We start from the raw sequence: 26,988 nt of genomic DNA, 5'->3' as shown, positions 1-26,988 counted from the left end.
GATTGCGTTGACCTGTTAATAAAGTTCGCGTTATCCTTTGATTATCCATATGAGACATAAATCATAATGATCGTAAACAAAAGTACCCATATGCTTTTACCTTTACTTGTTTTCCACATATCGATTCCCGCTACAATTCCACCCACTGCAAGTAAGATAATTCCGATCAAATTTACAATTGTTATAGAGAAAATGCTCCCTATTTGTGCCAGAAATAAACCTATAATAAGAAATCCAATTGTGAAAATAAAATTTGGTGTCTTAAAATCTTTTTTCGCTGAGTTTCTATCTTTTGTATCCAGTTTTAAATAAGCTCTCATTACAATAAAAATAGGTATTCCCCACATCAGTATAAAAGGAACCATTCGGCTACTATCCATCTAAACTAATCCCCCAGTATTTTATCGGTTATTATTATTTATATCATTCTATGTAAAATCTTCTATGTAAAATCTTTCTCTCACTATTCTATTTTCCTGCGAACTGTAATAAGGCAACGTATTGTTACATGAGAAAAATCTTACTCCTTATTCACAGTAGCTTCAAATGTTATTATTTGATTTCCGTCTGTTGGATATTGTCCGTACTTGTAATCTGTTGAAATTATGATATCTTTAAACCCGTTCTTTTCAAGGACCATTTTAAACTCTTCAATTCCATACCATCGTAGTGGAAATCGTTCTAATTCTGTTTGTATCAGTTCACCTCGATTCCATTTTTCATAACGATGATGAGATATTGTGTACTGATTAATATAGTCTACTTCAACTATTTTAGATTCCAATGTAATAATTTCACTATTGTTAGCTTCCCAAGTTCTAGTAGATACATTGTCAATCGACAAATCGGTTTGTAGAAAAATATCTATGATTAGCTTACCGCCATTATTGAGGTGATTATAAAAGTTTATTAAAGCGTTAATAGAATCTTCTCGCTTATGAAGCAGTAAGAATGTTCCAGTTGGCACGATAATAGCTTCATATTTTTCATCGAATGAAAATGATTCCATCCGTTCTTCAAATAATATTGGATTGAGTCCTCTATTTTCGCTATTCTTACGGCATATTTCCAACATTTCTGTTGAAACATCAAAGCCATCCACTTGCAAACCTTTTTCTAAAAGCGGAATGAGTATTCGACCAGTTCCAACTCCCGGCTCAAGGATGGCTCCCGTACAAGATTCTAATCGATTATAATAAAATTCCACATCTCCATATGAAAGACCGATATATTTGTCCATATCATATACCTCTGAAGAAAGTTTATTGTAAAAACCTAACATACTATTCCCTCGTTTTTCTAATTTATTATTAAATACTTCTCCAATAAACAAATCTATAATAGTTTGATATGTCAATAATAACGTTAGATTCTTAAAAAAGGAAGAAGCGATATCTTTGAGATTGCCTTTTTATACTAATACACCTCACCACCTATTCATCAAGCATTTAATAAGATTTTTTAACGAACTAATTTGAACAAACTAACTTCTTATTGCAGTAATCCGCCAATTGGACAGATAAAGGGTAAAATATGACAGTTTATACAAGTTAGTATTAAAGTTTCATCTTTAACCCTTCATGTGTCGCCTTAAAACCTAAACGTTCATAAAATCTTAACGCATCCGACCTTTCTTTATCCGTTGTCAATTGTACTAAATGGCACCCACGTTCTTTTGCACGTTGTATTGCCCATTTAATTAACTTAGTACCTACACCTTTACCACGTACAGAAGATGATGTTCTTACTCCCTCAATAGTTGCTCTCCATCCACCTTGATGTGTAATATATGGAGTAAAAGTAATTTGTTGCACGCCTACCACTTCATTATCGTCACAAGCCACGATTAACTCGTTATTAGGATCAGATGTAATATCTTCAAATGCTTTTATATAACTATTTGGTAGAGGATGCTCATATCGTTCACGCTTACTTCCTAACATATCATCAGCCAGCATTGCAACAATACAATCTAAATCTTTTTTAGTGGCTTTTCTAAACGTTATTTCTTTCTCCAATTAAAATCCACCACTTTCGTAAATTTTATCACTTTCATACTAGCATAATATTCCAATAAGAACATTATACGATTTCTTTAGCTAGTGTAAATGTTTTCTCAAAATAACCTTAGTTCTATGTAGAGACAGCTTGCGCCATTATAATTTAAATTTCCGCTTGCTTTTTTCGTGAAACAACTAAATTAACAATTAACCATATAATTTGAATGATTAAGGGGAAAATAAACGCAATTAGTAACACAATGAATGCAATTAACTTTGCTTCAGATGTTTGGTAAACACCAGCCCCGTCAACTTCCCTTATCCAAATAAATACAGATCCAATTACAAAAAGTACTATCCAAAAAAGTTAACAACCCACCATGAAATCCATGAATTTTTTATATGAAAACTCCTTTCTTTTTCGCTAACAATAAACAGATTATCAAAATCTACTATTCTATCACCTGAAAAAACGTTAAGATTGTGACGACCACTTTTCTCCTAATTTATGACTGAGCAGGAATACTGGTATAAGAAAGAGCAAAACAACGAAGGACGCTACAATCGTATTCAAGGTAAAAATACCGGCTTTATGGAAGTTATAGAAGAATAAAATATAATAAGGGATAATCAGTAATATTGTCGTCCAGACCCCTGGGGTGTAGCATTTTAAATACAAAGCCTGTAATGGATGTGTAAAAATATTTATCGCAAACAAAAGGTTTAAACCGATAAATAAAAAATAATACTCTGTTATTATGGTTACCAAAATCAAACCAGAAGCACCAACTGAAAACACAAATACTACGAAAGAAAACTGTGTAGCTGAAATTTTTTCAAATTTCTTGATTTCCGCTTGTGCAAATGAAGGAATCCTTTTACGAACTCGAGGATATATCTTTTTAAACCATCTTTCAATCATTATAATCTCCTCTAAATTATGAAGCATAAAGATGATTAAAAAAACGACAACCCATACATAAATATCCATTCTTTTCCCCTATCCATCAATTAATTATTCGCTAAATTACCCGTTAACTTCATAGCTCGTTTCAATTCTAACATAATCTTTCCAAAATAAAATCGAATTTTCAACAAAAAAGAAAAGGTGATCTTTTTGAGAACGCCTTGTTGTGCTGCAAATTGTTAGCGCAACAATTTGCTGATATTTTCTACTTCAAAGATCAGTCGAAACATGTAAATTCTTGTGGATTATATAAATGTTTAAAAGCCAGTTTAATTTGTGATTCTGTATTTCTAGCTATCGACAATGTTGGTAGTTCATTTTCAGAAAAAAATTCAACTGCACTCGTTTCAATTCCTTCTTTTGGTTCCCCGCCTATTATTTCACATTGGATAAACATTTTATAAACGTGATAAGGAGAAGGTGGATGAGGATGGCATTTCTTATCAAGTACACCTATCAATTTGATTGATTTGACATCAAAACCTGATTCTTCTTTTACTTCTTTGATGGCAACCTCGCTTGGAGTTAATCCAATATCGCCCCAACCGCCTGGTAACGCCCATTTTCCATCTGTATTTTCTCTAACCATTAAAATTTTATTATCCTTAAAGACAACAGACCTAATATCGACTTTGGGCGTTGCATAACCAGTTTCATTGGCAAACAAATCTCTTATTACCGTCTTACTAACATCTGTATGTAGTGATAACATTTCAACGCTAATATTTCTAATCAATTCAAACCTTTCCAAGTCGTATACATCTTTCGAATAAGTTAATCCTGCCTGTGCAATCGATTGAAGTTGTTTCGCCCATTCAAGCCATTTTGGTTCCATTTTAAATCACCACCAATAGATTATTAACTTGTAATTCCATCTTTTAACCATTTCGCTGTCACTGTTTCTGCATGTAACATCTCTTCTGGTGTACCTTCAAATATAATATGTCCACCTTCTTTTCCTCCTCCCGGGCCTAATTCGATTACCCAGTCGCTTTCCGTAATAAAATCCAGATTATGCTCGATAATAATAACTGAATTTCCTTTATTGACAAGTGTTTGAAAAACATCCAGCAGTTTTACGTTATCTTCTGTGTGCAGTCCTAAGGATGGCTCGTCCAACAGGTAGATTTGTCCTTCTTTTTGTAAGTGGCTTGCAAGTTTTAGCCGTTGTACTTCTCCTCCGCTTAGAGAACTTGTCGTCTGCCCTAAGGTTAGATATCCTAATCCTACTTCTTTTAGCGTACTTACCCTTTTTATGATCTTACCTTTTTCAAAATAGTTCATTGCCTCGTCAATTGTTAAATTTAACATCTCTACTATACTTTTATCTTGATATGTAAACGTAAGTGCTTCGTCTGAATATCTCGTTCCGTCACAGGCTTCACAAGAAATTGTCACTGGATCTGCAAATGCTACGTCAGGTGTTGTCACTCCTTTTCCTTTGCAGATAGGACATGCTCCTAAAGAGTTAAAGCTAAATAAGCCTGCCGGTTGACCTGTTTTCCTCGCAAATATCGCGCGGATATCATCCATGATTCCCATATATGTAGCTAATGTCGAGCGATTAGAGATTCCGATACTGCCTTGCCCTACTTGAATCGTTTCTGGATACCTTCTCGGGAATGCTTCCAACATGAGAGAACTTTTACCTGAACCGGAAACTCCACAGATAGAAACGAAGACATTCTTAGGAATAGTTACGCTTATATTTTTCAAGTTATTGTTTTTAGCTCCTTTTACGGTAAAATAACTTTTAATCTCCCTAGGATGTTTGTTTATTTTTAGTTTGGGCATTAGCGTCGTTACGGCTTTAGAGTTTATCAGCCCTACTAATTTTCCTTGATAAACAACTTCACCCCCATGTACACTTGCTCCTGGGCCCATCTCGATTATTTCATCTGCTACTTTTATTACGGATAGATCATGTTCAATAACGATCACCGTATTATGCTGAGCCTTTATACGTTCTAGCATCTGAATTAACATATCCACTTCTTTTGGATGAAGTCCTGCACTTGGTTCATCGAAAATATATGTAATATTATTTAAACTACTCCCTAAGTGCCGAGCGATTTTTACCCTTTGCGCTTCGCCACCGGAAAGGGTGCCCATTTTTCTTGAAAGGCTCAAATATCCTAATCCCATTTCAACTAGCTGGTTAACAAGTGGGATTGCTTGTTGTGCGATCGATTTTCCCAGAGGATCTATCATTTTCGTTAATTCTGCTAGTAATTCTGTAAGTTCTAATTGATCGTATTCGGCAATGTTTAAGCCGTTTATTCTACATTCCAATACTTTTGGGTTTAATCCAGAACCTTGGCACGTCGGACAAAAAGCACGTGTGGATACTGCTAAGACATCATCTAGGGAAACTTGTTTTAACTTGGAAACATCTCGATTGATGTAAAGACGTGTAAACCTCGGTAATAGTCCATCCCACTCATGAGGTTGAGGCCCGTTCTTTGTGTGAAACGGGGCAAAGACTTTTTCTCCTTCCGGTGGTCCGTAAATCAATAATTCAAGGTCTTCTTCAGGATAGTCCTTAATCGGCAAATCCGGATCAAATAATCCGCCGGTTATCATCCATCTTCCTTGCCAACCTGAAGGCGATAATGGCTTAAATTTCACAGCATAATCCCGAAGCGACTTATCGAAATCGATTATTTTATTTAGATCTGGTGCGACCACCTCTCCATATCCACTACATTTCGGGCATCTGCCAAAGGAACTTTGACTCGAAAAATCGGTGGCAGAACCGATTGGCGGACTACCTATTCGTGAAAATAGAAGTCTAATCAAGGGATTAATATCCATATAAGTCCCTACGGTTGAACGGGAATTTCCTCCAAACGGTCTTTGCTCCACGACAACAACTGGGCTTAAATTTTGCATTAAGTCGGCATGAGGTCTTTCATATCTTGGCATTTGATTTCTGACAAAGAGCGGATAATTCAACGTCATTTGCCTTCTACTTTCTGTTGCTAAAGTATCAAAAACAACGGAACTCTTTCCTGAACCCGATATACCGGTAAATACGGTGATTTTTTCTTTCTGTATATTTAAATCGATATTTTTTAAATTATTTTCTTTCATTCCTCGTAAAATGATTTCATCTTTTGTTTCTGACACTTTACCATCCTTTCTGATTTTAACCGTTTTAATTATCTATCCGTTCGCTGTTAGCCCATTTTTCATAGTAAATTCTTTCAAATTTTTTTATTATAACCTAACATATTATGTCTCGTTTTTTTAATAAGTCATCTTATTTAATAAATTATCTGTTAAAATTACAGTTTGATATGTCAATACTAACATATTATTCCAATAATGATGTCTTATTTTTTTAAAAAAAAGCTTTATTTTTAAGATCACATCATAAAGGAGTTCAAATACTAACGTTAATACTTCAAAATTAACAGACATATCTCTTACGTAGACTTAGTCATGTATTTATCTTTTACGTAAGAAATGGAAAGAATGAAATTAATGTAACTTATCCGGTTGACATTATTTAAAGATTGCCTTAATCTATATATGAGCATATGTTCATGTATTTAAGGTTAAGGATATATTTTAAAGGGGTAAAAACGATGAGTGAAGAGCAGAAACATGAAGAAGCTTTTAATGAAGAAGTGCAGCATTTAGATGAAGAGACGTTGTTTGTCGTTTCGCAAACGTTCAAAGCGCTCTCTGATCCAACTAGGATTCGCATTTTGAATTTATTATGTACAGGAGAACATTCTGTCAATGATATTGCAGAGACGTTGACTTTAAGCCAATCGAGTGTGTCCCATCAATTGCGTTTTTTGAAAAATTTAAGATTGGTTAAATTTAGAAGAGCAGGGACAACTTTGTATTATTCAGAAGATGATGATCACGTCATGAATTTACTAAAGCAGGCAATTGAGCATGCTTCACACCATTAATTATAGGAGGAGCTTAACATGGGACAGGATCATGGACATGACCACACACATGGTGCCAATAAAAAGGTATTATTAATAAGTTTCATTATTATTACGTTATATATGATTGTAGAGGCCATAGGTGGATTTCTGACAAATAGTCTTGCATTACTAGCAGATGCAGGTCATATGTTAAGTGATGCTATATCACTTGGAATTGCACTACTCGCCTTTACACTTGGAGAAAAAGCCGCTAACTACAGTAAAACATATGGATATAAACGATTTGAAATATTAGCAGCTGTTCTGAACGGGGTAACACTCTTAGTTATTGCGATTTATATTTTTTATGAAGCAATCGGCCGTTTTCAAAACCCACCTGAAGTTGCTTCAACTGGAATGTTAATCATTGCATGCATTGGCTTACTAGTCAATATTTTGGTTGCATGGATTATGATGCGTAGTGCGGATGTAGAAGAAAACTTAAATATGCGTGGAGCATACTTGCATGTAATTAGCGATATGCTTGGTTCCATTGGTGCCATTATCGCTGCATTGCTGATCATCTTTTTCGGCTGGGGGTGGGCAGATCTACTTGCGAGTGTCATTGTTGCTGCACTCGTATTACGCAGTGGCTACAATGTTACAAAATCCGGACTTCATGTCTTAATGGAAGGGACACCCAAAAATGTGGATATGGACGATGTGATTCAAACAATCCTAAGTATAAAAGGCATACACGATGTTCACGATTTACATGTTTGGTCAATTACGAGCGGATTAAATGCGCTTTCCTGCCATGCAATTGTAGATGATCAAATGACCGTTGCCGAAAGTGATCAATTGCTCCGTCAAATCGAACATGACCTTGAACACCATAACATCCATCACATGACAATTCAATTTGAAACATCTGCTCATTTGCATGACAATTCGATATTGTGCAAAGTGAAACCTGAATCCTCTGGACATCACCATCATCACTGATAGCAATTGTCATTGAACTAGCAAAAATATTTACTGATTAAAACCTCTCAATGATTCTGTTTTATCCGCGCTAAACGTGTCGCCAGACGTTTACTGGACAACATTTGTCATATGGGGGCATGGGTTTAATTTTGAGCTACTCTGTTAATCATGATATTACAACACAATTATTTATCGACGAGGAGGTATTGAGTATCAATCGAATTGAGGCGTGTAGGCATGGACGTGTCAAAGTTTCTGCACAAGATTTATTGACAACTATGAATGGAACGTTAAGCCCTTACAACCGCCGGTTATTAGAAGATTCACTGGGGGAATATCATTCTATTCAATCAAGATTAACACCAGATTGAAGAAGATATTGAACATTATGTATCGGAACATTTTCCAAAAGAGTATGAACTACTTATGGAATCTCTCAGCAAAAGGAAGGTTTTACTCTCGTGCCCGTTTAATAACCCTATTTTTCTATAAATACTCTCTACTCTTTGGAAACAAACTAAGAGGGGATACGAAGGTTCCTCGTATCCCCTATACCTAAATTACTTTTAAATTATTAATTTCCATAAATAATTAATTTCTTTCCGGATTTTGTTGTAACATCGGCATACGCTCTCGTCATTGAATAAGCTGTAGAAGCAGTGTATTTTCTAGTCATTTTACCACTTTTACAAGTTTTCTTATTACTGCAAGAGTATGATACCTTACCCGAATATACTTTTCCAATTCCACCACTACCAACTATTCCAAAAGCTTCGTGAGAAATATATGTATTTATCTTCTTAGGTGTTGAACCTTTTGTAGTAGTAAGATTAACAGTGCCACCAAAAGTATTATTATTAATCCCATGAGTAACACTTACTGAGCCACTAATTTTCACTGTTATACCATTACTTGTCTTAGTTTTTGAATAAGATTTTGTCCCTAATAGCATAATTCCAGGGTCTGATATTTCCTTATTTGCATATTTTTTTACAAATTCTTGGTCTTCCTCTGAAAATTCCTCTCCAACCTCATATTCATTAGAGATCCTTTCAAATTCATAAAAAATTTCTTCTTCTGTTAAATCTTTGTTTGATATACTTTCATTTTCTGATGCATGAGCAACGCCCGTATTACCTATACCAAGACCTAAAACACCGACTGCAATTAAAACACCTAAAAAGATAAATAATTTTCTCGAATAATCACCATAACTTCTAAAATATTTTAATAACTAAAATAATAGCATTTAATAGAATAAAATTCCGCCCCAAAACCACTATTTACCTTTTAAATCATTAATTTCTTTTTTTAACCGAATATTTTCCTGAATTATCTCTTTTTTTGGAGCAATTAATTCCCTAATAATATAAAAAATCAAAGCAATTGCTACAATAAAAATAATAACACCAATTGGATTAATACTAACCATTTTACTCCCTCCCTTTATAAATCCATTTTATTAAAAATTAATATATCTTTATCTTTTTCATTGAATCAAACTTCTATATCTTTTATATTTAATCGCACAATTTGCAATAGCAAATAATGCTTTTACCCCTCGGAAGAGCTTTTTCATTGTGATTTGTAGCGTAGTGGAATGTCAATTACCACGAATGTTCAAATTTAGTTAACATCGGAAAGATGGTCTATTTTTCATGAAATTTTTAAATTCTTCCACTTTTCGATTAAAAATGGTTAGTTTTTTTTAATTAAAAAACCCGCTATTTTCCTTAAGAGAAGAATTATAATAACAATCATTATTAAAGAAATCAAAGTACCTACCAAACCTATTTGTGTTAAAATAACAAACACCCCCTCATAAAAGTCACATTGTTCACAATGATCTTAAAACTAAAGGTGACCTATGTCAAGAAATTAGACACAAAGAATATGGATTTTGATTAAATTCCTTTCTTGCTTTGTTTTGTCGTTTTGTTAGGATAGCACTCCTTTGGGAACTATCAAGGATAAAGGCTTTGCCCCTCCTATCGTCGCCCTTGACACTTCCAAAATCCGTGCTGTGGTTAAAGCACGACAACTCAAACTTAAAAAAATGAGGTAGGGTCAAGAGAGCCAAAGATTGTAAACATTAAATACTCACTCTTTACTTAAGAGAGGCACTTTGAGCCTGTTTGTATTGCTTTTCAAAGGCTATTGGTGATAGGTATCCAATAGTGGAGTGCACCCTCTTGTAATTGTAAAATGTCTCGATTTAATCAAATATACTCATTTTGGCTTCTTTACGTGTTTCATATTTTCATGGAAGATGAGTTCCTATTTTATCACGCTGTGAAATGATTCAATACAGGCGTTGTCATAACAGTTTCCTTTACGACTCGTGCTTCCAGTAATGTTGTTTATCTGGCAGACACAAGAAATATTGAAGATACGGATTTTCTGTGATTTCTTCAACAATTTGACGGTCGCTAAGTTTCTTGTATTGTTGGATATACAAAGCACCAAGTACAATGCGTACACTAAATGCCTTTTGGCCACGGCTGGAGCCATTCATGGTTTTGGAGTACGTTTCTTTTACTTTCCACCATGGAATGAGGTTAGCCAAGGTTACCCAACGATTGTTTTTGTTTAATTTTCCACCAAAAGGTAAAAAGAAGTCATCTGGTAAAACTAATTGATTTTCAGTCATTTTATACACATTAAAAATGCTTTAATAAGTCGTTTAAATAGTTCATCATGATCAATGTGATTCTGTTCCATTACCCATTACCAAAAAACTTCTTGCTTCACCGGAAGCCACATTTATTAATTAAACTCATTTTTACACACCCTTTTTTATAGTGGATGAGCATCATGATGAGTGTCTAAGTATATTATATTCAAATAACTAGAACAAGTGTGCCCATTGGGTTTTCTTATATATTCACAATAAAGAGTCATTCCCCTCTATATCCAATTCGCAAACCAAGCTACATAATAAGCGGCGGGTAAAAATAAAAATTGCGCTACAATCGTACCGAAAAATTTTGAGCTTACCATTGTCAGAGAGTAACTTTTTAAATAAATATAATCAACTTGCTTTTTCATAACTCGATCCGCTAGCACAGAGGCTTTAGGATCAATAAATAATGTTAATAAAATAGTTGCGATTCCATTAATAATCCCGGATGACATTAAAGCTGCTTGTGCGTAATCTTTAGGGACTAACATAGAGGCATAAATTGAAGAAAGGACACCTGTTGTAAAGATAGCCGAAACAATGACGTTCATGACAAAAAGTCGTTTTGGGATTGTTCGATACGTTATTCCTTTTAAATAGGCAAAAGTTGGAATTCTGAAACATGAAACAATTTTTTTAATGCCATCTAGATTGAAGAACTTCAGGAATAAACTAACTACGGAACCTCGTTCATGTGACAGTTGAATGATTGCTTTAGAAAAAATTTGAATAAACGTTGGAAAAAGGATAATTCCAACTAATACACCAATGGAAGTTACCCCAATTAAAACTCGATATTGTTCTTCAATAAAGGATAACTTGTTTATCGCCGGTGCTTCTGCAATAAGTTTTGCTGTTAACGGCTGCTGAATGGTTGTCGATAATCTTGCAACAACCACTAACGTACTAAACAACGAAATAGCTGTGGCAATTAGTCGTACTCGAACCCCTGAAATCCTTGTTGAATAAGCCAATGTTTCAATCATTGTGATCAGTAATAAAAAAGAAGCAATGATCATGATTTTACCAGTAATGAGTTCCATAAAAACTCCCTTTCTGCTAACTACTTTACTATTTATAACTTTTTTAAACTTTATAATTGTATTCAATATATCCTTGATTGTTATTTGGATTCAGTGTTATTACATTATTCATTTCTAGTTATTTCTTTTGTATCAAGCGGCAACTCTCTTATCCGCTTCGAGTACATTGTCATATTTTGATCATTTTGAAGAGGATAATTGAAGGTAAAATGCTCCGCTACATCTTAAGCAAGATTCCGAAACAATTCACAAGAAGGGAATATTTTTATAGTCAGCTTCGGAATAAGATTTTTCAAGCATTTCCGAATAAAATTGTGGAAGGTATCCGCTTAAGTATTTCCCAAACTTCCTTTTAGAAACGTGAAAATTATACTTTATGTCAATCCGCCAGGGCACCATTTTATCAAATAGTTTTCTAGCTGTAAATTCGCATACATGTTTTGTATATAGAACTTCATCTCGCTACATTCACTTAGCAACGTTTTGTAAACACCACCAAAATCCATTTGTATAACTATTATATCTGGTTTTCAGGCAGTTCATTCAAGTCGAAGGGAGAGTTAGAGTTACGGGAAAACAGCATCATTATCAAGTAAAGTGGCAAGTGTATCTCATTTTCTTTAAGCGATACTCCTTTTTTTACAAGAAGATGATCGATACGATTTCCATCCATAAAGATCATGAGAAAACCAAATGACATCTCGAAATCATCCATTTGCAGACTAAGGTCGTCGTTTTTTAGGTTCTTGCATCATGAACAAGTCTCCAAATGTATTAATCATGTTTTGTCTTTTATAAAAAAGGTTGCTTCTGTCACAACATAAACAATCTCATAATCTTGATGCATTCCCTCTTTTGTCACCGATAGAAGACACTAAAAATGATGAATCCAACAATTAGAACAAGAATGAGTACTCCAGTACCTCGCCACCCCAAACTTCCGACTAAATCGACTAGTCCGCCACTATTTGCTCTGTTAAAAGCATCGCCTACATTTGCCGTTGGATTATTCTTTAATTCCTCTTGCCTTAATCTTTCTCTTCGGCTCTCTGGAGTTTCATTGTTGTTCATCAAATGTCCTCTTTTCTATTATTTATTCTTCAATATCAGGGTTTCCATCTTATCATTCCATTCAATTATCACATTGATTTCTTCCTCTTTTTTATTAACCGTACATCCCGAACAACTACTGCCTGATGTTCTCAGAACTCCCTCGTCTAGAGAAACTTTTCCATAGAACTTACTTGATCTGCTTTTTATATTATAATGAATTTCACCAGGTGGCGCCTCTTCCCCCACCTAACGTATTGCAAGATCATTAGACTTGGAATCATCTCCAAACACATCAACAACAAATTCAACATACCGATTTTCGCTTTCCCCGTGGAAATGAAACGTTATCTGGTGCGCTTAAAATAATAGTGCAAAACATAATGATATCCATATCTTATGTTTCATTGTTCCGGTACTTTCAACTTCTCGGCAATCAAGAAAGCAATTATTCCAGATAGTAATGCAAGAAGTACATTAAGTACATTTGTACTTTAGGAATTATTTTTGATAATCACTTGACTAGATGAACTTCCTCCTATCTTCCATGCTTCTACGATAGTTGGAGTGTAGGTAACAGTAAGTACAATTCCGTATAAAACTTGCAATAGGAAAAATAAGGCTATGAAACTAACAGAAAAGATATAAAATCTTCACTGTGATCCCCTTTCTTACCATTTTTCTCATTCAAAGTTTATACTTCCGTTTTTCTTTCTGAAAGAAAAAGAAATAACTAATTTCAAATAGTAAAAAAGCGATTACAAAACTTGCCCAAAACGGCTGTGGTGATTGAAGAAGTAAGGTCACTATAAATGTTACAGCAAACGCCAACAACCCGATAATTAGTGAATATTTCATATTCGACATTTTCATCACCCCTCATGTGTTAGAATCAGTTGCACCAGTCATCTTAACTACATACTTCATACTAACCAACCCTCTTGACAGAAAATTATTCCTTTAATGTTCAATTATAACAGACCTTAGCTTCTATATAAAGATGAGAAATAAAGTGTTTCACAACCTTACCTAAAACTTAATCAATCCTCTTCCTTACGAGATTCATAAAATTAAATAAAACTCTGCTATCTAATCAAGGAACAGGGACTGAATAAAAAAACACCCCGAAAGTTAGATTTTTCACTCTAACTTCCTGGGGGCAGTTTTTCTATTATAAATAAATGGTTACATCTGCATCTTTTTTAAGTTTTTCAACAAGTGTTTCGGTTACTTCCATTTCTTTTTGCTGCTTTACTTGTTGTTTTAAGTCCGATTCAATTTCATCAAAAGCAGGAAATTCCTCTTCACTGCCCATCTCCTCTTGTTGGGCTTTCATGTTTTCATAAGCTTTTTTCACTTCTTCATCCGTTGGCTCTATATCTCCTGATTCTTCCGCAATGAGCTGCTCTATTTTTACTTGTGTTTCAATCAATTCCATCACTTCTTTTTCTTCCATTCCTTGATCTTTAAGCGCAGCGAGAAGCTCCTCTTTCGTTTCCATACCGTTTTGTTTAACAACCTCATCCATTGTATTGTTTACATCTTCTTCTAAAACTTCAGAAATACGGTTGTTTGCCTCTTGCGTCAGTATTCGCTGATTAACCATACCTTCTGCTGTCTGTTCTTTTAATTGATCTTGATCGACTTCTTGTCCGGAAAGTTGTGATTGCAATGCAGCTTGCTGAAATTGTTGTTGATACATTGATTCAAACTCTTCTTTCGTAATTTCATCCCCATTTATTTCAGCAACAATATCCGGAATTCCTTCTAAATCTGGTTCAGGGAGTTCTAAACTAGCTTCTTTCTCACCTTCAGAACCTTTATCTGATTTATCCCCGTTACCACACGCAGCAAGTACGAGGATAGTAAATGTAAAAGTTAACATAATCATCCATGTTTTTCTCAAAATTCTTCCTCCTCTTATTTCTGATAGGTGCAATTTTAACATAGTCATTTTCAATGTAAAGGAAAACAACGATTTTTAAATAAAATTTAATAATTATGATTATTTATACGTTACCAAAAAGGAACGAAAAAAGAACCAGTAAACAAGATAATTAAACTGAAAATAAGGGTTTGTAAAAGCTAATCAAAAGGAGAGAAGAAATTTTCAAATAACAACATAGGTACAATTGTTAAAAGTGTAAATATGATCCAACCAGTAACTGTTATTTTATGTGTCTCATCGCAATTATCACAATGAATCGGTTTATATTTTCACCACAATGATTTATAGATTTTTTTCAACGGAATTGTGTCGTGGAATTTTTGCATCTTTGAACAGTAAAAACCATCCCCTTTATAATCATTTAAAGATCCGTATTATAAAACGTAATATGAAAGAAGCTATTTTTTCACGGCGCAAATTTCATTTGTCCGGAAAACAATAAGACCATCACAATAATCCAAAACAGAAAGAAAGATGAGGAAAGAATTAATGAACAAGAATTAATGAAATAATCGGGATGACATTTTTTCTGTTTTCTTCAAGATCCCAATAATAGACAGAATGATACCTGCTCCCGTTAGAAAAAATGTAATATAATCCCCAACTAAACTACCCGTATTGCCTATTCTTGTTGGAGTTACAAAGACGATTAAAAAAGCAAGTTATTCTAATAATAGTTTATCTTTTATTTTAACTACAAAAAGGACTGTTAGACAGCCCTCTTAAATACTCACCTTAATATACCATATTCAACCAAAATTTTGAATATTCGTTTTCACTCTCCCAACAACTCCCGTGTCTTATTCAAAATCTCCTCATCTTTTAACCGAAATTTAAATTCCACTCGACGTGATTCTTTCGCGCTGTAATTTCCCGCTTCATCTGTTCTGAAATCACTGTAAGATTTACTATTTACCGTTAGCTTCGCCTCTAGTTCCTCCTGAATATGTTTATACGGAAAATCGTCACTCATTACGTATGAAGCAACACTGTATGCCCGATTTTGTGCGAGGTCGAGATTGTACAAATAATCCCCATCACGATCGGTATGCCCTTCAATAATAATTTCAGCGACATAATCTTCATACCCACTTTCAAGTAAAACATCCAAATACCTTGGTACAAATTCATCCAAAAAGGCGAACGATTCCGTCTTTAATTCAGCATCATCATACGCAAATAATATTTCTGTATTAAAAATGATCGCACCCGTTTTTTCATCCACCTTAATACCGTAAGCAGAGTCACTGAATTCGTCACTAAGTTGTTCAACTAGTTCGGCACGCACACCCATAATTTGATCAAGTGTCTTTTTCATTTCTTCGATTTGGAGCGATTTGATCACCATCATAATGATAAAAATGAGCATGAAACAAAGTAATATCGTTGTCAGTAAATCGGTAAATGACGGCCAAAAACGCCCCTCTTCTTCCTCCTGTTTGAACAGTTTTTGATATTTATAATTCATCGCGGTTCATTCCTATTGTACGGGTCGGTGAAGTTGGAGCACTTGGTCGCGGGCCGAAACTTGAGATTTGCCGATTAAGCGTTTGGATTTCCCGACCTAACTCTTGTAAAAGCTGCTGTATAAGCCGAGCATGATTTTGACTAATTTCCTCTGAGACACGCCGCATTTCCACCAACTCCCTGTTCATCCCATCACTGAGCGAATAAAGTGAATTATCGATGTTGCGGATCATCGTATCCAATTTTTGTGTGAGTGTATTCTCTATATTTGCAGCATGATTCGTAAACGTATCTTGAAGCCCTCCAACGTTAGTTGCGAGCTGCTGGTCACGCTTGGAAAACGTCTGATTTGCCTCCGTTATCATCCGGTTCATTTCATTCAGCAATCCACTGTTCTTTGTCCCTAGAAGTTCAAACGTCGCCGCAGCATCACGCATCTGTTTTTCCAGTTTCACCCCTTCTAATTCATGATTTTTCAAATGTTGATTGAACGTCTGATTAAACTCTTTTAACTCACGAAACCGATCCCCAAGCAAATACTGATGCTCTTTCTGCGTCTCGTTAATCACTCGAAGCGCCTCAGGAAGCGTGCCAATCGCATCTCCCACCCGGTCAAAACCATATTTAAGATCTGCTATATACGACGAGATATCGCTTAATCTTTCGGTTAAATTCGCTCCAAATATCTCTTTCAATGTTTTATTGTGCGCACCTAACGTTTCTACCAACGCTTTCGTTCTATCCGTAATATTTTCGAACGATTTGCGAACATCTGCCTGAGCATCCAAGATTGATGTCGTAAATTTTTTTAACTCCACAACAGATTCATCAAATTCTTGTAAGCTATTAATCTGAGATTCAGAAACAGCTTGAATTTTTTCATACGTATATTCAAAACTTTCGGCCATTCGTTCATTTTGTCTGTCCACTTTTTGAAAATAGGAAAATAAAGAGGAAAAATTGTGATTAAGCTGTGCAGTGCCTTCAGAAAAACCATCTGTGACAACCTGCATTTGCTCAAAAAGATCGTGAAAGTCTCTCAAATTATCGGAGAGGCCATCATTAAATTTCCCTAAGTCTTCCGCTGATTTTTGGAGATCTTCTGTATAGTTTGCAAACCCTGCGAATGCTTCGACAAGACTATCTAATGACTGCTGATTATTTTTTTCAAGACTTTGAATCGCTATATGAATGTCCTCCGACACCTCGATCATCCGATTCATCCCGTGCTGTTCATGACTTTCAAGCTGCGATTCGACGATGAGCATAAGGTCGGTGAGGAGATATTCAGTGTTAAGCACGCGAACAAGAACCGTCATGATCAGGGAAAAACCCATTCCGACAATACTCGTATAAAACGCAACATCAATTCCTGATAGCACCCCAGCAACATTTTCAATCAGTTGATCACTGCTTGCACTTATGCTACCAAGTGAAATCGTCAAGCCAATAAACGTTCCAAGTACACCAAGTAAAATGAACACAGAAATCGTCATCTGCACCAATTTAATGAGACTGATGACTGGAATTTGGAACATGCGCCAGCTCGAAAACTTCTCTTGGATAAATGTTTCAAGTTTGATTGACTCTTTCGTTTGCCTAGTATCAAACTCTCGTTGAATCGCATGAAGTGGTTCAATATCCATTCGATTCGTTTGCTTTACATAATTACGAATGTGACGGATTTTAAAAAATAATGCCAAATGAAGGATTAGCGTCAGTATAAAAAGGCCAAAGAGCGCCATGAAAATAAGTTCGATAATTGGACTTTCTAGCATTGCTTCTGCTTTTTCACTTGTTGTAAATAATTCCAGCATCGCCTGTAGCATGATTTCCGCCTCCTACTTTTCGAAACGATCCTTTCTTAATACCTATTCGAAAAGTGGACAAATCATGTTTAAAGACGAAAAAGACTGCAAAATAAATTTTGCAGTCTTTGTAAACTCACACGACAATTATTGAAACTAGAGCAACTTTCACCTAAACTTGAGCAAATCCGACCCTGACTTGAGCGACCTTCACCGATTACTTGTGCCTATATTTGAGCAAATCTAACCCAACTTGAGCAACTATCATTTCAAAAGCTTTACTTCACAATCCTGTGCTCTTTCACCACATCTTCAATATGTTTTACCGCACGCGGATCCTCTAACCCAGTAATATCTCCAGCAACTTCACCCGTTGTAGCAACTTCTTTCAACAGACGGCGCATAATTTTGCCACTAACTGTTTTCGGCAATTCATCAACAACAAGTACCGTTTTCGGAAGCGCAATTTTTCCGATATATTCTACAATATTATTACGAACCGCGGCTTGCAAATCTTCCGTATCGTCAAATCCGTCAGCTAATCGGACAAATATAAATGGCACTTCCCCTTTGATTTCATCCGGGATCCCAATAACCGCAACTTCTGAAACACCTGGCACTTCAAGAACGGCACTCTCCATTTCCATCGTGCTCAGTCTGTGTCCAGCAACATTAAACGAGTCATCTGAGCGACCGACAACCCAGAAATGACCATCCTCATCAACTAATGCAAGGTCACTTGTAAAATAACTTCCATCTACTTGGCTATAGTAAGAACTGTAAAAACGTTCCGGCTCCTTCCATAACGTACGGCACAGCATTGGGAATGGTTTTCGAATGACTAAATTTCCTAATACACCTGGAGCAACAGGGTTCCCATTATCATCCACCACCGCCGCATCAGCACCTAAAAATTGAATACTTGCAGACCCAGCCTTCATCGGTGTAAGCCAAGCCGCACCGGCAAGTGGACAACCTGCTGTTTCCGTCTGTCCCCACGTATTATTTAAATATAGCTTTCCTTTTCCTAACACCTCATACGTCCAGTTCCACGTTTCCGGATCAAACGGTTCGCCAACGAGTGAAATAACATCCAAGCAGGACAAATCGAATTTTTCAAGCATTTCATCACCTAAACTTTTAAGCATTCTAAGGGCAGTAGGCGCTGTAAACAGCTTGTTCACACGATATTTCTCAATAATTCGATAGAACCGATCTTTTGACGGGTGATCGATCGCTCCTTCATAAACAATCGTCGTAACCCCATTTGCAAGCGAACCGGTAATTCCCCAAATATGCATCGTCAACCAACCAACATCTGCCGAACACCAGAACACATCATCATCACGATGATCCATATGATATTTTGCGTATATATAATTTTGAATGACAAACGCCATCCCCGAATGAACGACGCCCTTAGGTTTACCTGTTGTTCCACTCGTGTAAAAAACGATCCCTGGATCATTAGCTTCCACTCGTTCCGGCTCACAAATGATACTTTCCTTCACAACGAGATCATGCCACCAATAATCACGACCTTCTTTCATTTCTAGGTCTGTCCCGAATCGATCCACAACAACAACGGCTTCAACCGAATCAACCTCATCAACGACTTGATCCACTTTTTCTTTTAGTGTAACAACTTTACCACGTCTTGGTGTCGCATCTGTCGTCACAATCACTTTCGGTTCAAAATTTACTAGTCGATCTTTCAACGCATTTTTTGAAAAACCGGAAAAAATCGCATTATAAACCGCCCCGATTCGAAAACACGACAACACTGCGATAAACGCTTCTGCTAAATTCGGTAAATAAATCGCTACACCATCACCCTTTTTTACCCCAAGTGATCTTAAGGAATTTGCAAAACGACTCACTTCTGCAAGCAACATATTGTATGTATAAAACTTTGAGTCGCCATTTTCACTTTCCCAAATAAGCGCAGTCCTATTTCCAGCACCATTTTTAATATGACGATCCAGTAAATTAATCGATGGGTTACTAATCCCCCCTACAAAAAATTCAAAGTCAGGTAACTCTCCGCGCATCGTCTCCTCCCAAGGCTCATACCACTCAAGCTCTCGTGCCACATTGTCCCAAAATGTAACAGGATCCTCCTGTGAGTCCTTCAGCAATTGTTGAAACGCTTTACTACTTCCGAGCGACGTCGACCGTACTTTCTCTTCATTCGGATAAATTAGTTTACTATTATTGACGACTTGTAAAATACCAGATTCATCCACCGATTAAATCCCTCCAAATTTATTCTACTTTTCTATCTGTCTTATATATTTAATGTTATTTCCTAATAATTATACGGATTTTTTTAATTTAATCAAACTCATATAACGAACAAAAGCGCAAGCGCCCGTTCAGCAACGTACAAACTGGAGTGCTTCGCAATGAGATAAAGGAAACACGGTGAACGTCAGTGAACCGATGCCCGCTTTCACCGCAAGGGTATAAGTGCGACTAAGCCTCTGGACAAGCCAGTCGGCAAGTCTTCTTTATCGTAGTGGAGAAGCGCGAAGTTTGGGACTGCGCTAAAGCTCGTCCTACCAAAAAGATCTGGGACTCCGCTTACTCGTCCCAACGAAAAGATATGCTATGGCTTAAGCGCTGGAGCTGGACGTGGCTGATGCTGTAAGATAAGCAAAATCATAAAATTTTTATACTTTCTTAACTTGCAAAAAAAGAGCCAAAGTAGGCTCCCTTCATTCTCTATTTATTCAACCCCATTCCGTCAAGGCTTATAGTATTTTATTCAAGATGTGTGGGATGTTGCCTGTTTATAAAGGTTTATTTTTTGAAAATTCACTCCAGTATATGTTGGAAAGTTACCTCGTGATTTATTTTTATGACATGTTTAGTGGAAACATAGCAGATAGGTCACAGAAGCATCTCTTTTCTTGCGATTTAGCATTGGGAGAATCCCTATCGAAAAAAACGGCACATAGTTCCCAAAAATAACACATCGATGACGAAAACGTACATTATTGCAAAAAGCAGCTCATCCCCGGCGAGAAAGTTACATAGTTTCCAAAAATAACTCATCGACGACAAAAACGGTGCATCAGCATATTGCGCTCAAATCACTAAATGCTGAACAACTTCTACCCAATTAATTTCGGCAATTTTTCCACATCAACATTCCCACCAGACATTACACATACTACTTTATTTCCTTTAACTCCTAATTTTCCTGTCATCACAGCAGCAATGGTAACAGCGCTTGATGGCTCCACCACTTGCTTCATTCGTTCAAATACAAACCGGAGTGCTGTCCGTATCTCATCTTCATTTATTAACACCAGATCATCCAAATATCTTTGTAATACAGGAAACGTTAAATCGCCAGGCTGACTCGTCCGGAGTCCATCTGCAATCGTCGCTGTCGCCGGGATACGAACAATTCGATTCTGCTCCAGCGATAAGTACGTATCATTCGCACTCTCAGGCTCTACCCCAACAACACGCACCGCTGGATTTGATTCCTTCACCGCCGTTAGCACTCCAGAAATTAATCCACCACCACCAACTGGTACCACAACGACATCCACATCCTTAACCTGTTCCAAAATTTCCAGTCCAACTGTCCCTTGCCCAGCCATAATTAATGGATCATCGTACGGAGGAATAAAAACACCGTCCTTTTCCTTAGCCAATGCAATAGCCCGTGGAATCCGCTCCGCTGATGTTGTTCCACATTTTTCTATCGTCCCATTATACGTTTCAATCGCTTCGATTTTACAAAGACTTGCATCTTCCGGCACAACAATTCTTGCTGGAACACCCAGATGAGTTGCAATATACGCAACCGCTTGTCCGTGATTTCCCGATGATGCAGCTGTTATAAACCGAGCCCCCTCCTTTATTGCCTGCTTCACTTTATTCGTTGCTCCACGAATTTTAAACGATCCAGTTGTTTGTAAATGTTCCGCTTTTAAAAACAGTTCATTTTCACATACCGCATCCAGCTGCTCTGATGTAAATATCGGTGTCATTTTTGTAATATCTTGTATACGTTCACGTGCTAGCTGTACATCTGATAATGTTATCAATCGATTTTCCTCCGTCCATATTTATAACAATTTTCACAAATTAATTCCCCATGATTATTTATGTATGATTTTATTTCAGTCATTCCTCTAATCGACGGGTATCGCATTTTAACATAAACTTCTTCATTTCCTTTTATATCTTTTCTACATTTCGAACAAGTCGGCTCAATTTTAAACATATTCCCCTCCAAAAAGCTCATTACATTTTATTTTACTATTTTTTCATAACGCTTCCAAAAACTTAGCAAGTATATGATAAAATAAAAACCTATCGAATTTGAAAGTAGGGTTTAACATGAAAAATGAATCTGCAATCCAATTATGGAACGAATTTAAAAAAGTGAATCCGAATGCACCATCGGATTATGATGTTTGGGCATTCGGTGATTCAAAAGAGATGGCTGACGACCTCGCAAATCTTGTTTTAAAAGGCATAAAAACAGCGACCGCATCTAATTACATTTTATATGATTTAGAGAACGAATCCTATCCTTATCCCGGACTACACAATATCATTCTTGATGGAGACGCAGAAGCTGTTGCAATTATTGAAACAACTGCTGTAGTAGTTGTACCATTTGATGAGGTTACCGAAGAACACGCCTTTTTGGAAGGTGAAGGGGATCGTTCCTTAAACTATTGGCGCGAAGTTCACGAAACTTTTTTTAACAAGGAATTTGAAGCTATCGAGCAAGAATTCAATGATAATATGCTCGTTGTCTGTGAACGATTCAATCTTGTCTTTACGAAAGAGAGTAGCATTGAGAATTAAAATTGGCATAGCTGTCATACCAATTCTGATCGCCACCATCACGTATTTCTTGAACCAAGACAATAGAAAAGGAGTCGACTAGACATACCTTTTACCCGACGATTTCGAAGGCAGTGGCATAATCTATTACAATAAAAAGACGCCCCACCTCTAAAAATCAAAAATAATATGATCACTTATGAAGTGCCAGAGGATGGAATTATTTTCACTTCCTCCCCAATAGAATTGGGCTGGATGAGTAAAAACCATTTTGGAGGTTATCAGCTACACGCCTATTATGTCGATGAAAACGGAGATAAGGTTAGAGATTTAACCGATGAAGAAATGCAATTTGGTGCGACCGGCTCGATCAACGAACAAGCTTTTTACTATCAATTCTTCGGTTCCGAAGGAATCGAAGAACGAGGATGCCCGGCGGTAGAATTTTAATTACTTCCGCATCATAAAACTCATATGCCGCCCCGTCTCTCTTTCTTCCCGGTATGAAAAGCCTTCTGCACTTATAAACGTACATGTTTCATCCACAAAAATCTGATCATGCGGCACTCCGGCAAGCTCACATTGCTTCCGTACCGTTTTCTGATTATCTATATGATATTTCTTCGTTTCCGCCCGGTAAAACATAAATTCCTTTGCATAACCTAGATGCAAAAATTTCTCATACACATCTGCATCAACCTCAAACTTTTCTTGGCTTAATGCTGACCCAATATAAACAAAAAATCCACTTGCATCACATTTTTCCACATCAACTAAATGCCGCAACAAATGAAGCGTAATTCCCTTCACCGTCCCCTGCCATCCCGAATGAATGACACCGACTACTCCACAAGCTTCATGATAAAACATCACCGGCACACAATCTGCCGAAAAACTAGTAAGCACGATTCCGGTCTCAAACGTATATAGCGCATCCGTATTGAGGATTGCAGAGGTTTGGGTCAAAGCACCCCTTCCTGTATCTGCTTGCGTTACTTTATAAAAGTTTGCACTATGTGTCTGATTCGCACAAACAAAATCGTCCAGCCGCATTTCGAGAAATTGCGCAACTTTTGCCCGATTTTCTATTACACCTTCAGGATCTTTTGCCACATGAAGCGCTGTGTTATTTTGTTCTGGAGCTCCTTCATCTTTCAACGTCATTCCCGCAACAAATTTTTCATTATTAAGATAGATTTTCATCTAAATCACCTTTTATTTATCTTTCTTCTATTCTATCATGCTTTATTTCAAGTTTTAACCCTATATAACTAGCGCACGAACATTATCGTGCACTAGTTAGCACTTTTTTTACCACTAAGAACCTTTTCTTACGACTCTGCACCTAGCACGAACCACTAAGCATCTTTTTTTGCGACTTTACATTATTTTCAGCGACGCTGAATAAATTTACGCCACTCCGCATCTTTTTATGTAACTCTACATCTTTGACAACCACTAAGCATGTGGCACAAGCCACTCAGCTTCTCTCGCCACATACTTCTACTTAAAGCCGATTCCCACTTCCCGTCCATGTTGTTTCATCATTATCCTCAATTATTCCAAGCACCACATCAGTAATGTTTGGTTCTCTGAGCAACTCATCTGTCAGTCTGAATTTTAAATCATCCGCTTCATCAAGTGTCAACCCTTTGTTCAGCTCAACTGTAACTTCAACATGGTATGCTCTCCCCTCTTGAACAACACGCATACCGTATATATCAACAACACAAGAGTCCGCTAAAATTGTCTCCGCAATGTTTTGCTCGACATCTGCCGGCGCTGCAACCCCGATTAATCCCACCATATTATCGTAGCCAACACGAAAAGCGACAAATAACATAAGAATTCCGATTAAAATAGATATAAAACCGTCTGCCTGCAGGATTCCGAAAAATTGTCCAAGTACAATTCCAATGATCGCCAGCACTGCACCAAGAGTTGCGACAATGTCTTCATAAAACACCAGTTTTGTCGCAGGCGCTGCTTTTTTCACATTTTTAAATGCAGATAAAAATAAATTAGCCCCATCTTCGACTTTTGCTTCCAGCTTAATTTCCTTCATCGTTTTCAGTAAGATATATCCATCAATAGCAAAAGATAATAATAAGACGATAATATTCAATAAAAAGTCACTAGATTCCTGTGGATTTAAAAGTAACTCCCACCCTGACTTCATCGTTTCATATGCCATGACCGTAACGACGATAACCGCGACCATACAAACGATATTAATGATCCGGCCAAACCCGGTTGGAAAGCGTTTTGACGGTTTCATTTCCGCTAAAACACTTCCAATATATACAAAAGTCTGGTTCACCGTATCTGCCATCGAATGCATAGCTGTTGCAAACATCGTCCCATTTCCACTAATTGCAGCAACAATAAATTTTGCCACAGAAATAGCTAAATTTCCAAGTGCAGCTAAACCAGAGGATAAATTTCCTCTTTTAAGTAAGGTAAGGAAACGCATTTATCTCACTCTTTTCAAAAATAGTATTCTTCTATGTAATTTTTGTCAGCTGCTTAAATATATACATGGAGGCCTCACCTTTTATTAATATCTGTCGTCTTTAAAGGTAATTTCGTATCATTTTTCTTGAATTAAAAACAAATATTAACCGAATAACGGATTAAATATAACGTGTATCATAATATCTGCCGACATATGTGCGATAAACGCTTACTCCAACCCCTTTTTCCAATACAAATAACCGAACCATAAGCCTAATAAGCCATTTAGCAGGACAGTCCTAACAACTAAAAGTGCCGACAATTCCCCGTACGTTTGTGCAACTGCAGGCAAATGTCCAATCCCAAACAGAAACGTAGCCAGAATGATTCCGATGTAAAAATAGACGGCCGTATCGATTCTCTTTGTTTTCGGGTAATAATTGCGAGTACCCATATTGTTTGGGAGATTGTGTTGATGATTACACCGATTTCAATTGGAATATCCACTTCACCAACCAACTCGGAATTCATTAATGTTGTCATTTTAAAAGGTATTGACACAACCAGACCAATAAATCATAGAAGCGTAAGGAAAAGTATAAATCTTATATTTATTTTATTATCCTTTGTCATCGTTAAACTCCTTTCAAAAAGATCCTTTTCTTAATAGTAGCATTTATCCATTAATATTAAAGGGAAATTTTTGCAACAATCATGTTTTTTAAAGGAACAATTGGAAATACTAATCACGGGAGGATGGTAAAAATGAAACGAATAAAAATGTTCATTGTAGTTTTCGGATTACTTACCGTTTTAACAGCTTGTGGAAATAATAACTCGAATGTTCCTAATAATAATGACGGAGTGCACACGGAAAACACATCGAACAATAGAGACGTTGGTATGAGAACAAACGATGGCGATCGTGTTGCCGACGAATATACGTCACAAGCCGAAGATGAGATGCAAGCAAAAATGGACGAACTCGGTCTTTCCGAAATATCTGTAGAAGTAAAATATAACAATGATCAAGAGTATGAGGCAGAAATTGATCAAGATGAAAACGAACCAATCCGCGGTAAAGTAGACGATGAGTTAAACGGCGTACTGCTACGAGGTGGAGAAGCATTCAATCACATTGTTGATAGAGCAGAAAAGTTAAATCTAACGACTGAAAGTAACGACCAAGAAATAATTAAACAAGTACTCGAAGTATTTGATTTACCCGAAGACTACGTAGAATTCGAGTTCGAAATCGAATTTAACAATGGGAAAAAAATAGAAGTAGAAGATAGAAAATAAGCAGTAGCGTTAATTGTAAGTAGTTCAGTTTCGGAGTACAAAAGTAAAAAATACAAGTATAAATGAGCCGCAAATCACAAAATAATTTGCAGCTCATTTTTTGTTGTCATAATAATGTTTACCCAGAACCTACCTTAAGAATTACATTTTAGCTTCGAAAGATAAAGGATTTTATTCAGTTGACTGCCGAACAAATTTATCATATTAGAAGAAAACGAAATAGCTAGGATGATATTAAATGTTAATGACCATTCTACCACAGTTTTATTCAACAAATATGACGATATATAAACTATTGAGCGACCATTAACTACGGGTCAGGAGCGATTAAAAAGTTATATTTACACTAATTTTAATTCGAAGTAGCAAATATGCCATTACAATTTTAAGAACTTACTACAACTTTTGCAGTCCTTATAAGTCATCTGATAAAAAGTATTTAACACCAACAGAGCGAATAGTAGCTATGAATATAAAGTTCGATTGGAATGATATTAAATAAGATAAAAAAGCTGGGATTTCTAAGCTCTGAAACTATATTGTCAGCTTATGAGATCGCGCTCGATTATTGAAAATAAGC

26 protein-coding genes and 6 pseudogenes are annotated in these 26,988 nt (G+C 36.4%); 7 read left to right on the top strand and 25 right to left on the bottom strand.

The window, feature by feature from the left end:
- Window positions 1-41: 41 nt before the first annotated feature.
- The 7 genes and pseudogenes from SPD89_RS05830 to SPD89_RS05800 all read right to left on the bottom strand — a co-directional run bounded on the left by SPD89_RS05830 (window position 42) and on the right by SPD89_RS05800 (window position 6,096).
- A complete protein-coding gene (locus SPD89_RS05830; protein ID WP_336261021.1) occupies window positions 42-380 on the bottom strand; it encodes a hypothetical protein in 339 nt (112 codons plus the stop codon).
- 140 nt (window positions 381-520) lie between these two features.
- On the bottom strand, window positions 521-1,282 hold the full coding sequence (locus SPD89_RS05825; protein ID WP_336261020.1) for a class I SAM-dependent methyltransferase: 762 nt from the start codon (window positions 1,280-1,282) through the stop codon (window positions 521-523).
- Window positions 1,283-1,556: 274 nt separating this feature from the next.
- Window positions 1,557-2,018 (bottom strand): GNAT family N-acetyltransferase, encoded by a 462-nt coding sequence (locus SPD89_RS05820; protein ID WP_336261019.1) that lies wholly within the window; start codon window positions 2,016-2,018, stop codon window positions 1,557-1,559.
- A 145-nt stretch (window positions 2,019-2,163) separates the two neighbouring features.
- Window positions 2,164-2,402 (bottom strand): annotated as a pseudogene (locus tag SPD89_RS05815) (DUF3923 family protein).
- Between the two features lie 73 nt (window positions 2,403-2,475).
- The gene (locus SPD89_RS05810; protein ID WP_336261018.1) at window positions 2,476-2,991 is read right to left on the bottom strand and encodes an HXXEE domain-containing protein; all 516 of its coding nucleotides are present in this window, start codon (window positions 2,989-2,991) and stop codon (window positions 2,476-2,478) included.
- 193 nt (window positions 2,992-3,184) lie between these two features.
- Window positions 3,185-3,802: an NUDIX hydrolase gene (locus SPD89_RS05805; RefSeq protein ID WP_336261017.1), complete on the bottom strand. Its 618-nt coding sequence runs from the start codon at window positions 3,800-3,802 to the stop codon at window positions 3,185-3,187.
- A 23-nt stretch (window positions 3,803-3,825) separates the two neighbouring features.
- A complete protein-coding gene (locus SPD89_RS05800; RefSeq protein ID WP_336261016.1) occupies window positions 3,826-6,096 on the bottom strand; it encodes an ATP-binding cassette domain-containing protein in 2,271 nt (756 codons plus the stop codon).
- Between the two features lie 461 nt (window positions 6,097-6,557).
- Between SPD89_RS05800 and SPD89_RS05795 the strand changes: the two genes are divergently transcribed.
- The 3 genes from SPD89_RS05795 (at window position 6,558) to SPD89_RS05785 (ending at window position 8,212) form a co-directional block, all read left to right on the top strand.
- A complete protein-coding gene (locus SPD89_RS05795) occupies window positions 6,558-6,893 on the top strand; it encodes an ArsR/SmtB family transcription factor (RefSeq protein ID WP_336261015.1) in 336 nt (111 codons plus the stop codon).
- Window positions 6,894-6,911: 18 nt separating this feature from the next.
- Window positions 6,912-7,859 carry a cation diffusion facilitator family transporter gene (locus SPD89_RS05790; RefSeq protein ID WP_336261014.1) on the top strand — a complete coding sequence of 316 codons (948 nt, stop codon included), beginning with the start codon at window positions 6,912-6,914 and terminating at the stop codon, window positions 7,857-7,859.
- Window positions 7,860-7,990: 131 nt separating this feature from the next.
- Complete coding sequence (locus SPD89_RS05785; protein WP_336261013.1) at window positions 7,991-8,212, top strand: hypothetical protein; 222 nt, start codon at window positions 7,991-7,993, stop codon at window positions 8,210-8,212.
- A 203-nt stretch (window positions 8,213-8,415) separates the two neighbouring features.
- Here the strand turns inward: SPD89_RS05785 and SPD89_RS05780 are convergent, their stop codons facing one another.
- From SPD89_RS05780 to SPD89_RS05720, 15 genes and pseudogenes are all read right to left on the bottom strand, one after another.
- On the bottom strand, window positions 8,416-8,793 hold the full coding sequence (locus SPD89_RS05780) for a hypothetical protein (RefSeq protein WP_336261012.1): 378 nt from the start codon (window positions 8,791-8,793) through the stop codon (window positions 8,416-8,418).
- A gap of 327 nt (window positions 8,794-9,120) precedes the next feature.
- Complete coding sequence (locus tag SPD89_RS05775) at window positions 9,121-9,273, bottom strand: hypothetical protein (RefSeq protein ID WP_336261011.1); 153 nt, start codon at window positions 9,271-9,273, stop codon at window positions 9,121-9,123.
- 675 nt (window positions 9,274-9,948) lie between these two features.
- Window positions 9,949-10,202: pseudogene (locus tag SPD89_RS22910) on the bottom strand (transposase); the annotation flags it as partial.
- A pseudogene (locus tag SPD89_RS05770) lies at window positions 10,198-10,500 on the bottom strand (transposase); the annotation flags it as partial. The pseudogenes SPD89_RS05770 and SPD89_RS22910, both read right to left, overlap by 5 nt.
- 248 nt (window positions 10,501-10,748) lie before the next feature.
- Window positions 10,749-11,564, bottom strand: coding sequence for a lipid II flippase Amj family protein (locus SPD89_RS05765; RefSeq protein WP_336261010.1), 816 nt, complete (start codon window positions 11,562-11,564; stop codon window positions 10,749-10,751).
- 246 nt (window positions 11,565-11,810) lie between these two features.
- Window positions 11,811-12,014: pseudogene (locus SPD89_RS22905) on the bottom strand (aminoglycoside 6-adenylyltransferase); the annotation flags it as partial.
- A 408-nt stretch (window positions 12,015-12,422) separates the two neighbouring features.
- Complete coding sequence (locus tag SPD89_RS05760; RefSeq protein ID WP_336261009.1) at window positions 12,423-12,635, bottom strand: DUF6366 family protein; 213 nt, start codon at window positions 12,633-12,635, stop codon at window positions 12,423-12,425.
- A 666-nt stretch (window positions 12,636-13,301) separates the two neighbouring features.
- Window positions 13,302-13,481 carry a hypothetical protein gene (locus tag SPD89_RS05755; protein ID WP_336261008.1) on the bottom strand — a complete coding sequence of 60 codons (180 nt, stop codon included), beginning with the start codon at window positions 13,479-13,481 and terminating at the stop codon, window positions 13,302-13,304.
- 304 nt (window positions 13,482-13,785) lie between these two features.
- The gene (locus tag SPD89_RS05750) at window positions 13,786-14,520 is read right to left on the bottom strand and encodes a SurA N-terminal domain-containing protein (protein WP_336261007.1); all 735 of its coding nucleotides are present in this window, start codon (window positions 14,518-14,520) and stop codon (window positions 13,786-13,788) included.
- Window positions 14,521-14,968: 448 nt separating this feature from the next.
- Window positions 14,969-15,212, bottom strand: a pseudogene (locus tag SPD89_RS05745) (hypothetical protein).
- Window positions 15,213-15,337: 125 nt separating this feature from the next.
- Window positions 15,338-16,030, bottom strand: coding sequence for an OmpA family protein (locus SPD89_RS05740; protein WP_336261006.1), 693 nt, complete (start codon window positions 16,028-16,030; stop codon window positions 15,338-15,340).
- The gene (locus tag SPD89_RS05735) at window positions 16,020-17,858 is read right to left on the bottom strand and encodes a MotA/TolQ/ExbB proton channel family protein (RefSeq protein ID WP_336261005.1); all 1,839 of its coding nucleotides are present in this window, start codon (window positions 17,856-17,858) and stop codon (window positions 16,020-16,022) included. Before SPD89_RS05735 ends, SPD89_RS05740 begins: the two co-directional genes overlap by 11 nt.
- A 257-nt stretch (window positions 17,859-18,115) precedes the next feature.
- Window positions 18,116-20,083 (bottom strand): acetate--CoA ligase, encoded by a 1,968-nt coding sequence (locus tag SPD89_RS05730; protein WP_336261004.1) that lies wholly within the window; start codon window positions 20,081-20,083, stop codon window positions 18,116-18,118.
- Between the two features lie 870 nt (window positions 20,084-20,953).
- Entirely contained in the window at window positions 20,954-21,901 is a 948-nt protein-coding gene (locus tag SPD89_RS05725; protein ID WP_336261003.1) for a threonine ammonia-lyase, read from the bottom strand.
- Window positions 21,898-22,080: a Fe3+ hydroxamate ABC transporter substrate-binding protein gene (locus SPD89_RS05720; protein WP_336261002.1), complete on the bottom strand. Its 183-nt coding sequence runs from the start codon at window positions 22,078-22,080 to the stop codon at window positions 21,898-21,900. The genes SPD89_RS05725 and SPD89_RS05720 overlap by 4 nt, the downstream gene beginning before the upstream one ends.
- A 116-nt stretch (window positions 22,081-22,196) precedes the next feature.
- On the opposite strand from SPD89_RS05720, the gene SPD89_RS05715 reads away from it, so the two are divergent.
- Together SPD89_RS05715 and SPD89_RS05710 are read left to right on the top strand one after the other, a co-directional pair.
- A complete protein-coding gene (locus tag SPD89_RS05715; protein ID WP_336261001.1) occupies window positions 22,197-22,673 on the top strand; it encodes an ASCH domain-containing protein in 477 nt (158 codons plus the stop codon).
- A 234-nt stretch (window positions 22,674-22,907) separates the two neighbouring features.
- On the top strand, window positions 22,908-23,102 hold the full coding sequence (locus SPD89_RS05710; RefSeq protein ID WP_336261000.1) for a hypothetical protein: 195 nt from the start codon (window positions 22,908-22,910) through the stop codon (window positions 23,100-23,102).
- On the opposite strand, the gene pgeF is transcribed toward SPD89_RS05710, so the two are convergent.
- From pgeF to SPD89_RS22900, 3 genes are all read right to left on the bottom strand, one after another.
- Window positions 23,103-23,855 (bottom strand): peptidoglycan editing factor PgeF, encoded by a 753-nt coding sequence (pgeF, locus tag SPD89_RS05705; protein WP_336260999.1) that lies wholly within the window; start codon window positions 23,853-23,855, stop codon window positions 23,103-23,105.
- 304 nt (window positions 23,856-24,159) lie between these two features.
- Complete coding sequence (locus tag SPD89_RS05700; RefSeq protein ID WP_336260998.1) at window positions 24,160-25,125, bottom strand: cation diffusion facilitator family transporter; 966 nt, start codon at window positions 25,123-25,125, stop codon at window positions 24,160-24,162.
- Window positions 25,126-25,335: 210 nt separating this feature from the next.
- A complete protein-coding gene (locus SPD89_RS22900) occupies window positions 25,336-25,560 on the bottom strand; it encodes a CPBP family glutamic-type intramembrane protease (RefSeq protein WP_442961064.1) in 225 nt (74 codons plus the stop codon).
- 311 nt (window positions 25,561-25,871) lie between these two features.
- Here SPD89_RS22900 and SPD89_RS05695 point away from each other — a divergent pair, with 311 nt between their 5' ends.
- A complete protein-coding gene (locus SPD89_RS05695) occupies window positions 25,872-26,408 on the top strand; it encodes a YusW family protein (protein ID WP_336260997.1) in 537 nt (178 codons plus the stop codon).
- A 124-nt stretch (window positions 26,409-26,532) separates the two neighbouring features.
- A pseudogene (locus SPD89_RS22895) lies at window positions 26,533-26,910 on the top strand (insertion element protein); the annotation flags it as partial.
- Window positions 26,911-26,988: the final 78 nt, after the last annotated feature.

It is taken from the genome of Pseudogracilibacillus sp. SO30301A, from assembly GCF_037072025.1.
Classification (GTDB): domain Bacteria; phylum Bacillota; class Bacilli; order Bacillales; family Amphibacillaceae; genus Pseudogracilibacillus.
Note: the sequence above shows the minus strand (reverse complement) of the source record. Positions and strands in the feature narration are given on the sequence as shown.

Excerpts from the sequence above, each read along its gene's own strand:
- SPD89_RS05695 (WP_336260997.1), top strand. The coding sequence starts at position 25,872 with ATGAAACGAATAAAAATGTTCATTGTAGTTTTCGGATTACTTACCGTT.
- SPD89_RS05710 (WP_336261000.1), top strand. The coding sequence starts at position 22,908 with ATGAGTAAAAACCATTTTGGAGGTTATCAGCTACACGCCTATTATGTC.
- SPD89_RS05810 (WP_336261018.1), bottom strand. The coding sequence starts at position 2,991 with ATGGATATTTATGTATGGGTTGTCGTTTTTTTAATCATCTTTATGCTT.
- SPD89_RS05740 (WP_336261006.1), bottom strand. The coding sequence starts at position 16,030 with ATGAATTATAAATATCAAAAACTGTTCAAACAGGAGGAAGAAGAGGGG.
- SPD89_RS05755 (WP_336261008.1), bottom strand. The coding sequence starts at position 13,481 with ATGTCGAATATGAAATATTCACTAATTATCGGGTTGTTGGCGTTTGCT.
- SPD89_RS05830 (WP_336261021.1), bottom strand. The coding sequence starts at position 380 with ATGGATAGTAGCCGAATGGTTCCTTTTATACTGATGTGGGGAATACCT.
- SPD89_RS05825 (WP_336261020.1), bottom strand. The coding sequence starts at position 1,282 with ATGTTAGGTTTTTACAATAAACTTTCTTCAGAGGTATATGATATGGAC.
- SPD89_RS05805 (WP_336261017.1), bottom strand. The coding sequence starts at position 3,802 with ATGGAACCAAAATGGCTTGAATGGGCGAAACAACTTCAATCGATTGCA.
- SPD89_RS22900 (WP_442961064.1), bottom strand. The coding sequence starts at position 25,560 with ATGGGTACTCGCAATTATTACCCGAAAACAAAGAGAATCGATACGGCC.
- SPD89_RS05765 (WP_336261010.1), bottom strand. The coding sequence starts at position 11,564 with ATGGAACTCATTACTGGTAAAATCATGATCATTGCTTCTTTTTTATTA.
- SPD89_RS05795 (WP_336261015.1), top strand. The coding sequence starts at position 6,558 with ATGAGTGAAGAGCAGAAACATGAAGAAGCTTTTAATGAAGAAGTGCAG.
- SPD89_RS05715 (WP_336261001.1), top strand. The coding sequence starts at position 22,197 with ATGAAAAATGAATCTGCAATCCAATTATGGAACGAATTTAAAAAAGTG.
- SPD89_RS05775 (WP_336261011.1), bottom strand. The coding sequence starts at position 9,273 with ATGGTTAGTATTAATCCAATTGGTGTTATTATTTTTATTGTAGCAATT.
- pgeF (WP_336260999.1), bottom strand. The coding sequence starts at position 23,855 with ATGAAAATCTATCTTAATAATGAAAAATTTGTTGCGGGAATGACGTTG.
- SPD89_RS05790 (WP_336261014.1), top strand. The coding sequence starts at position 6,912 with ATGGGACAGGATCATGGACATGACCACACACATGGTGCCAATAAAAAG.
- SPD89_RS05780 (WP_336261012.1), bottom strand. The coding sequence starts at position 8,793 with ATGCTATTAGGGACAAAATCTTATTCAAAAACTAAGACAAGTAATGGT.
- SPD89_RS05760 (WP_336261009.1), bottom strand. The coding sequence starts at position 12,635 with ATGAACAACAATGAAACTCCAGAGAGCCGAAGAGAAAGATTAAGGCAA.
- SPD89_RS05735 (WP_336261005.1), bottom strand. The coding sequence starts at position 17,858 with ATGCTACAGGCGATGCTGGAATTATTTACAACAAGTGAAAAAGCAGAA.
- SPD89_RS05720 (WP_336261002.1), bottom strand. The coding sequence starts at position 22,080 with ATGTTTAAAATTGAGCCGACTTGTTCGAAATGTAGAAAAGATATAAAA.
- SPD89_RS05700 (WP_336260998.1), bottom strand. The coding sequence starts at position 25,125 with ATGCGTTTCCTTACCTTACTTAAAAGAGGAAATTTATCCTCTGGTTTA.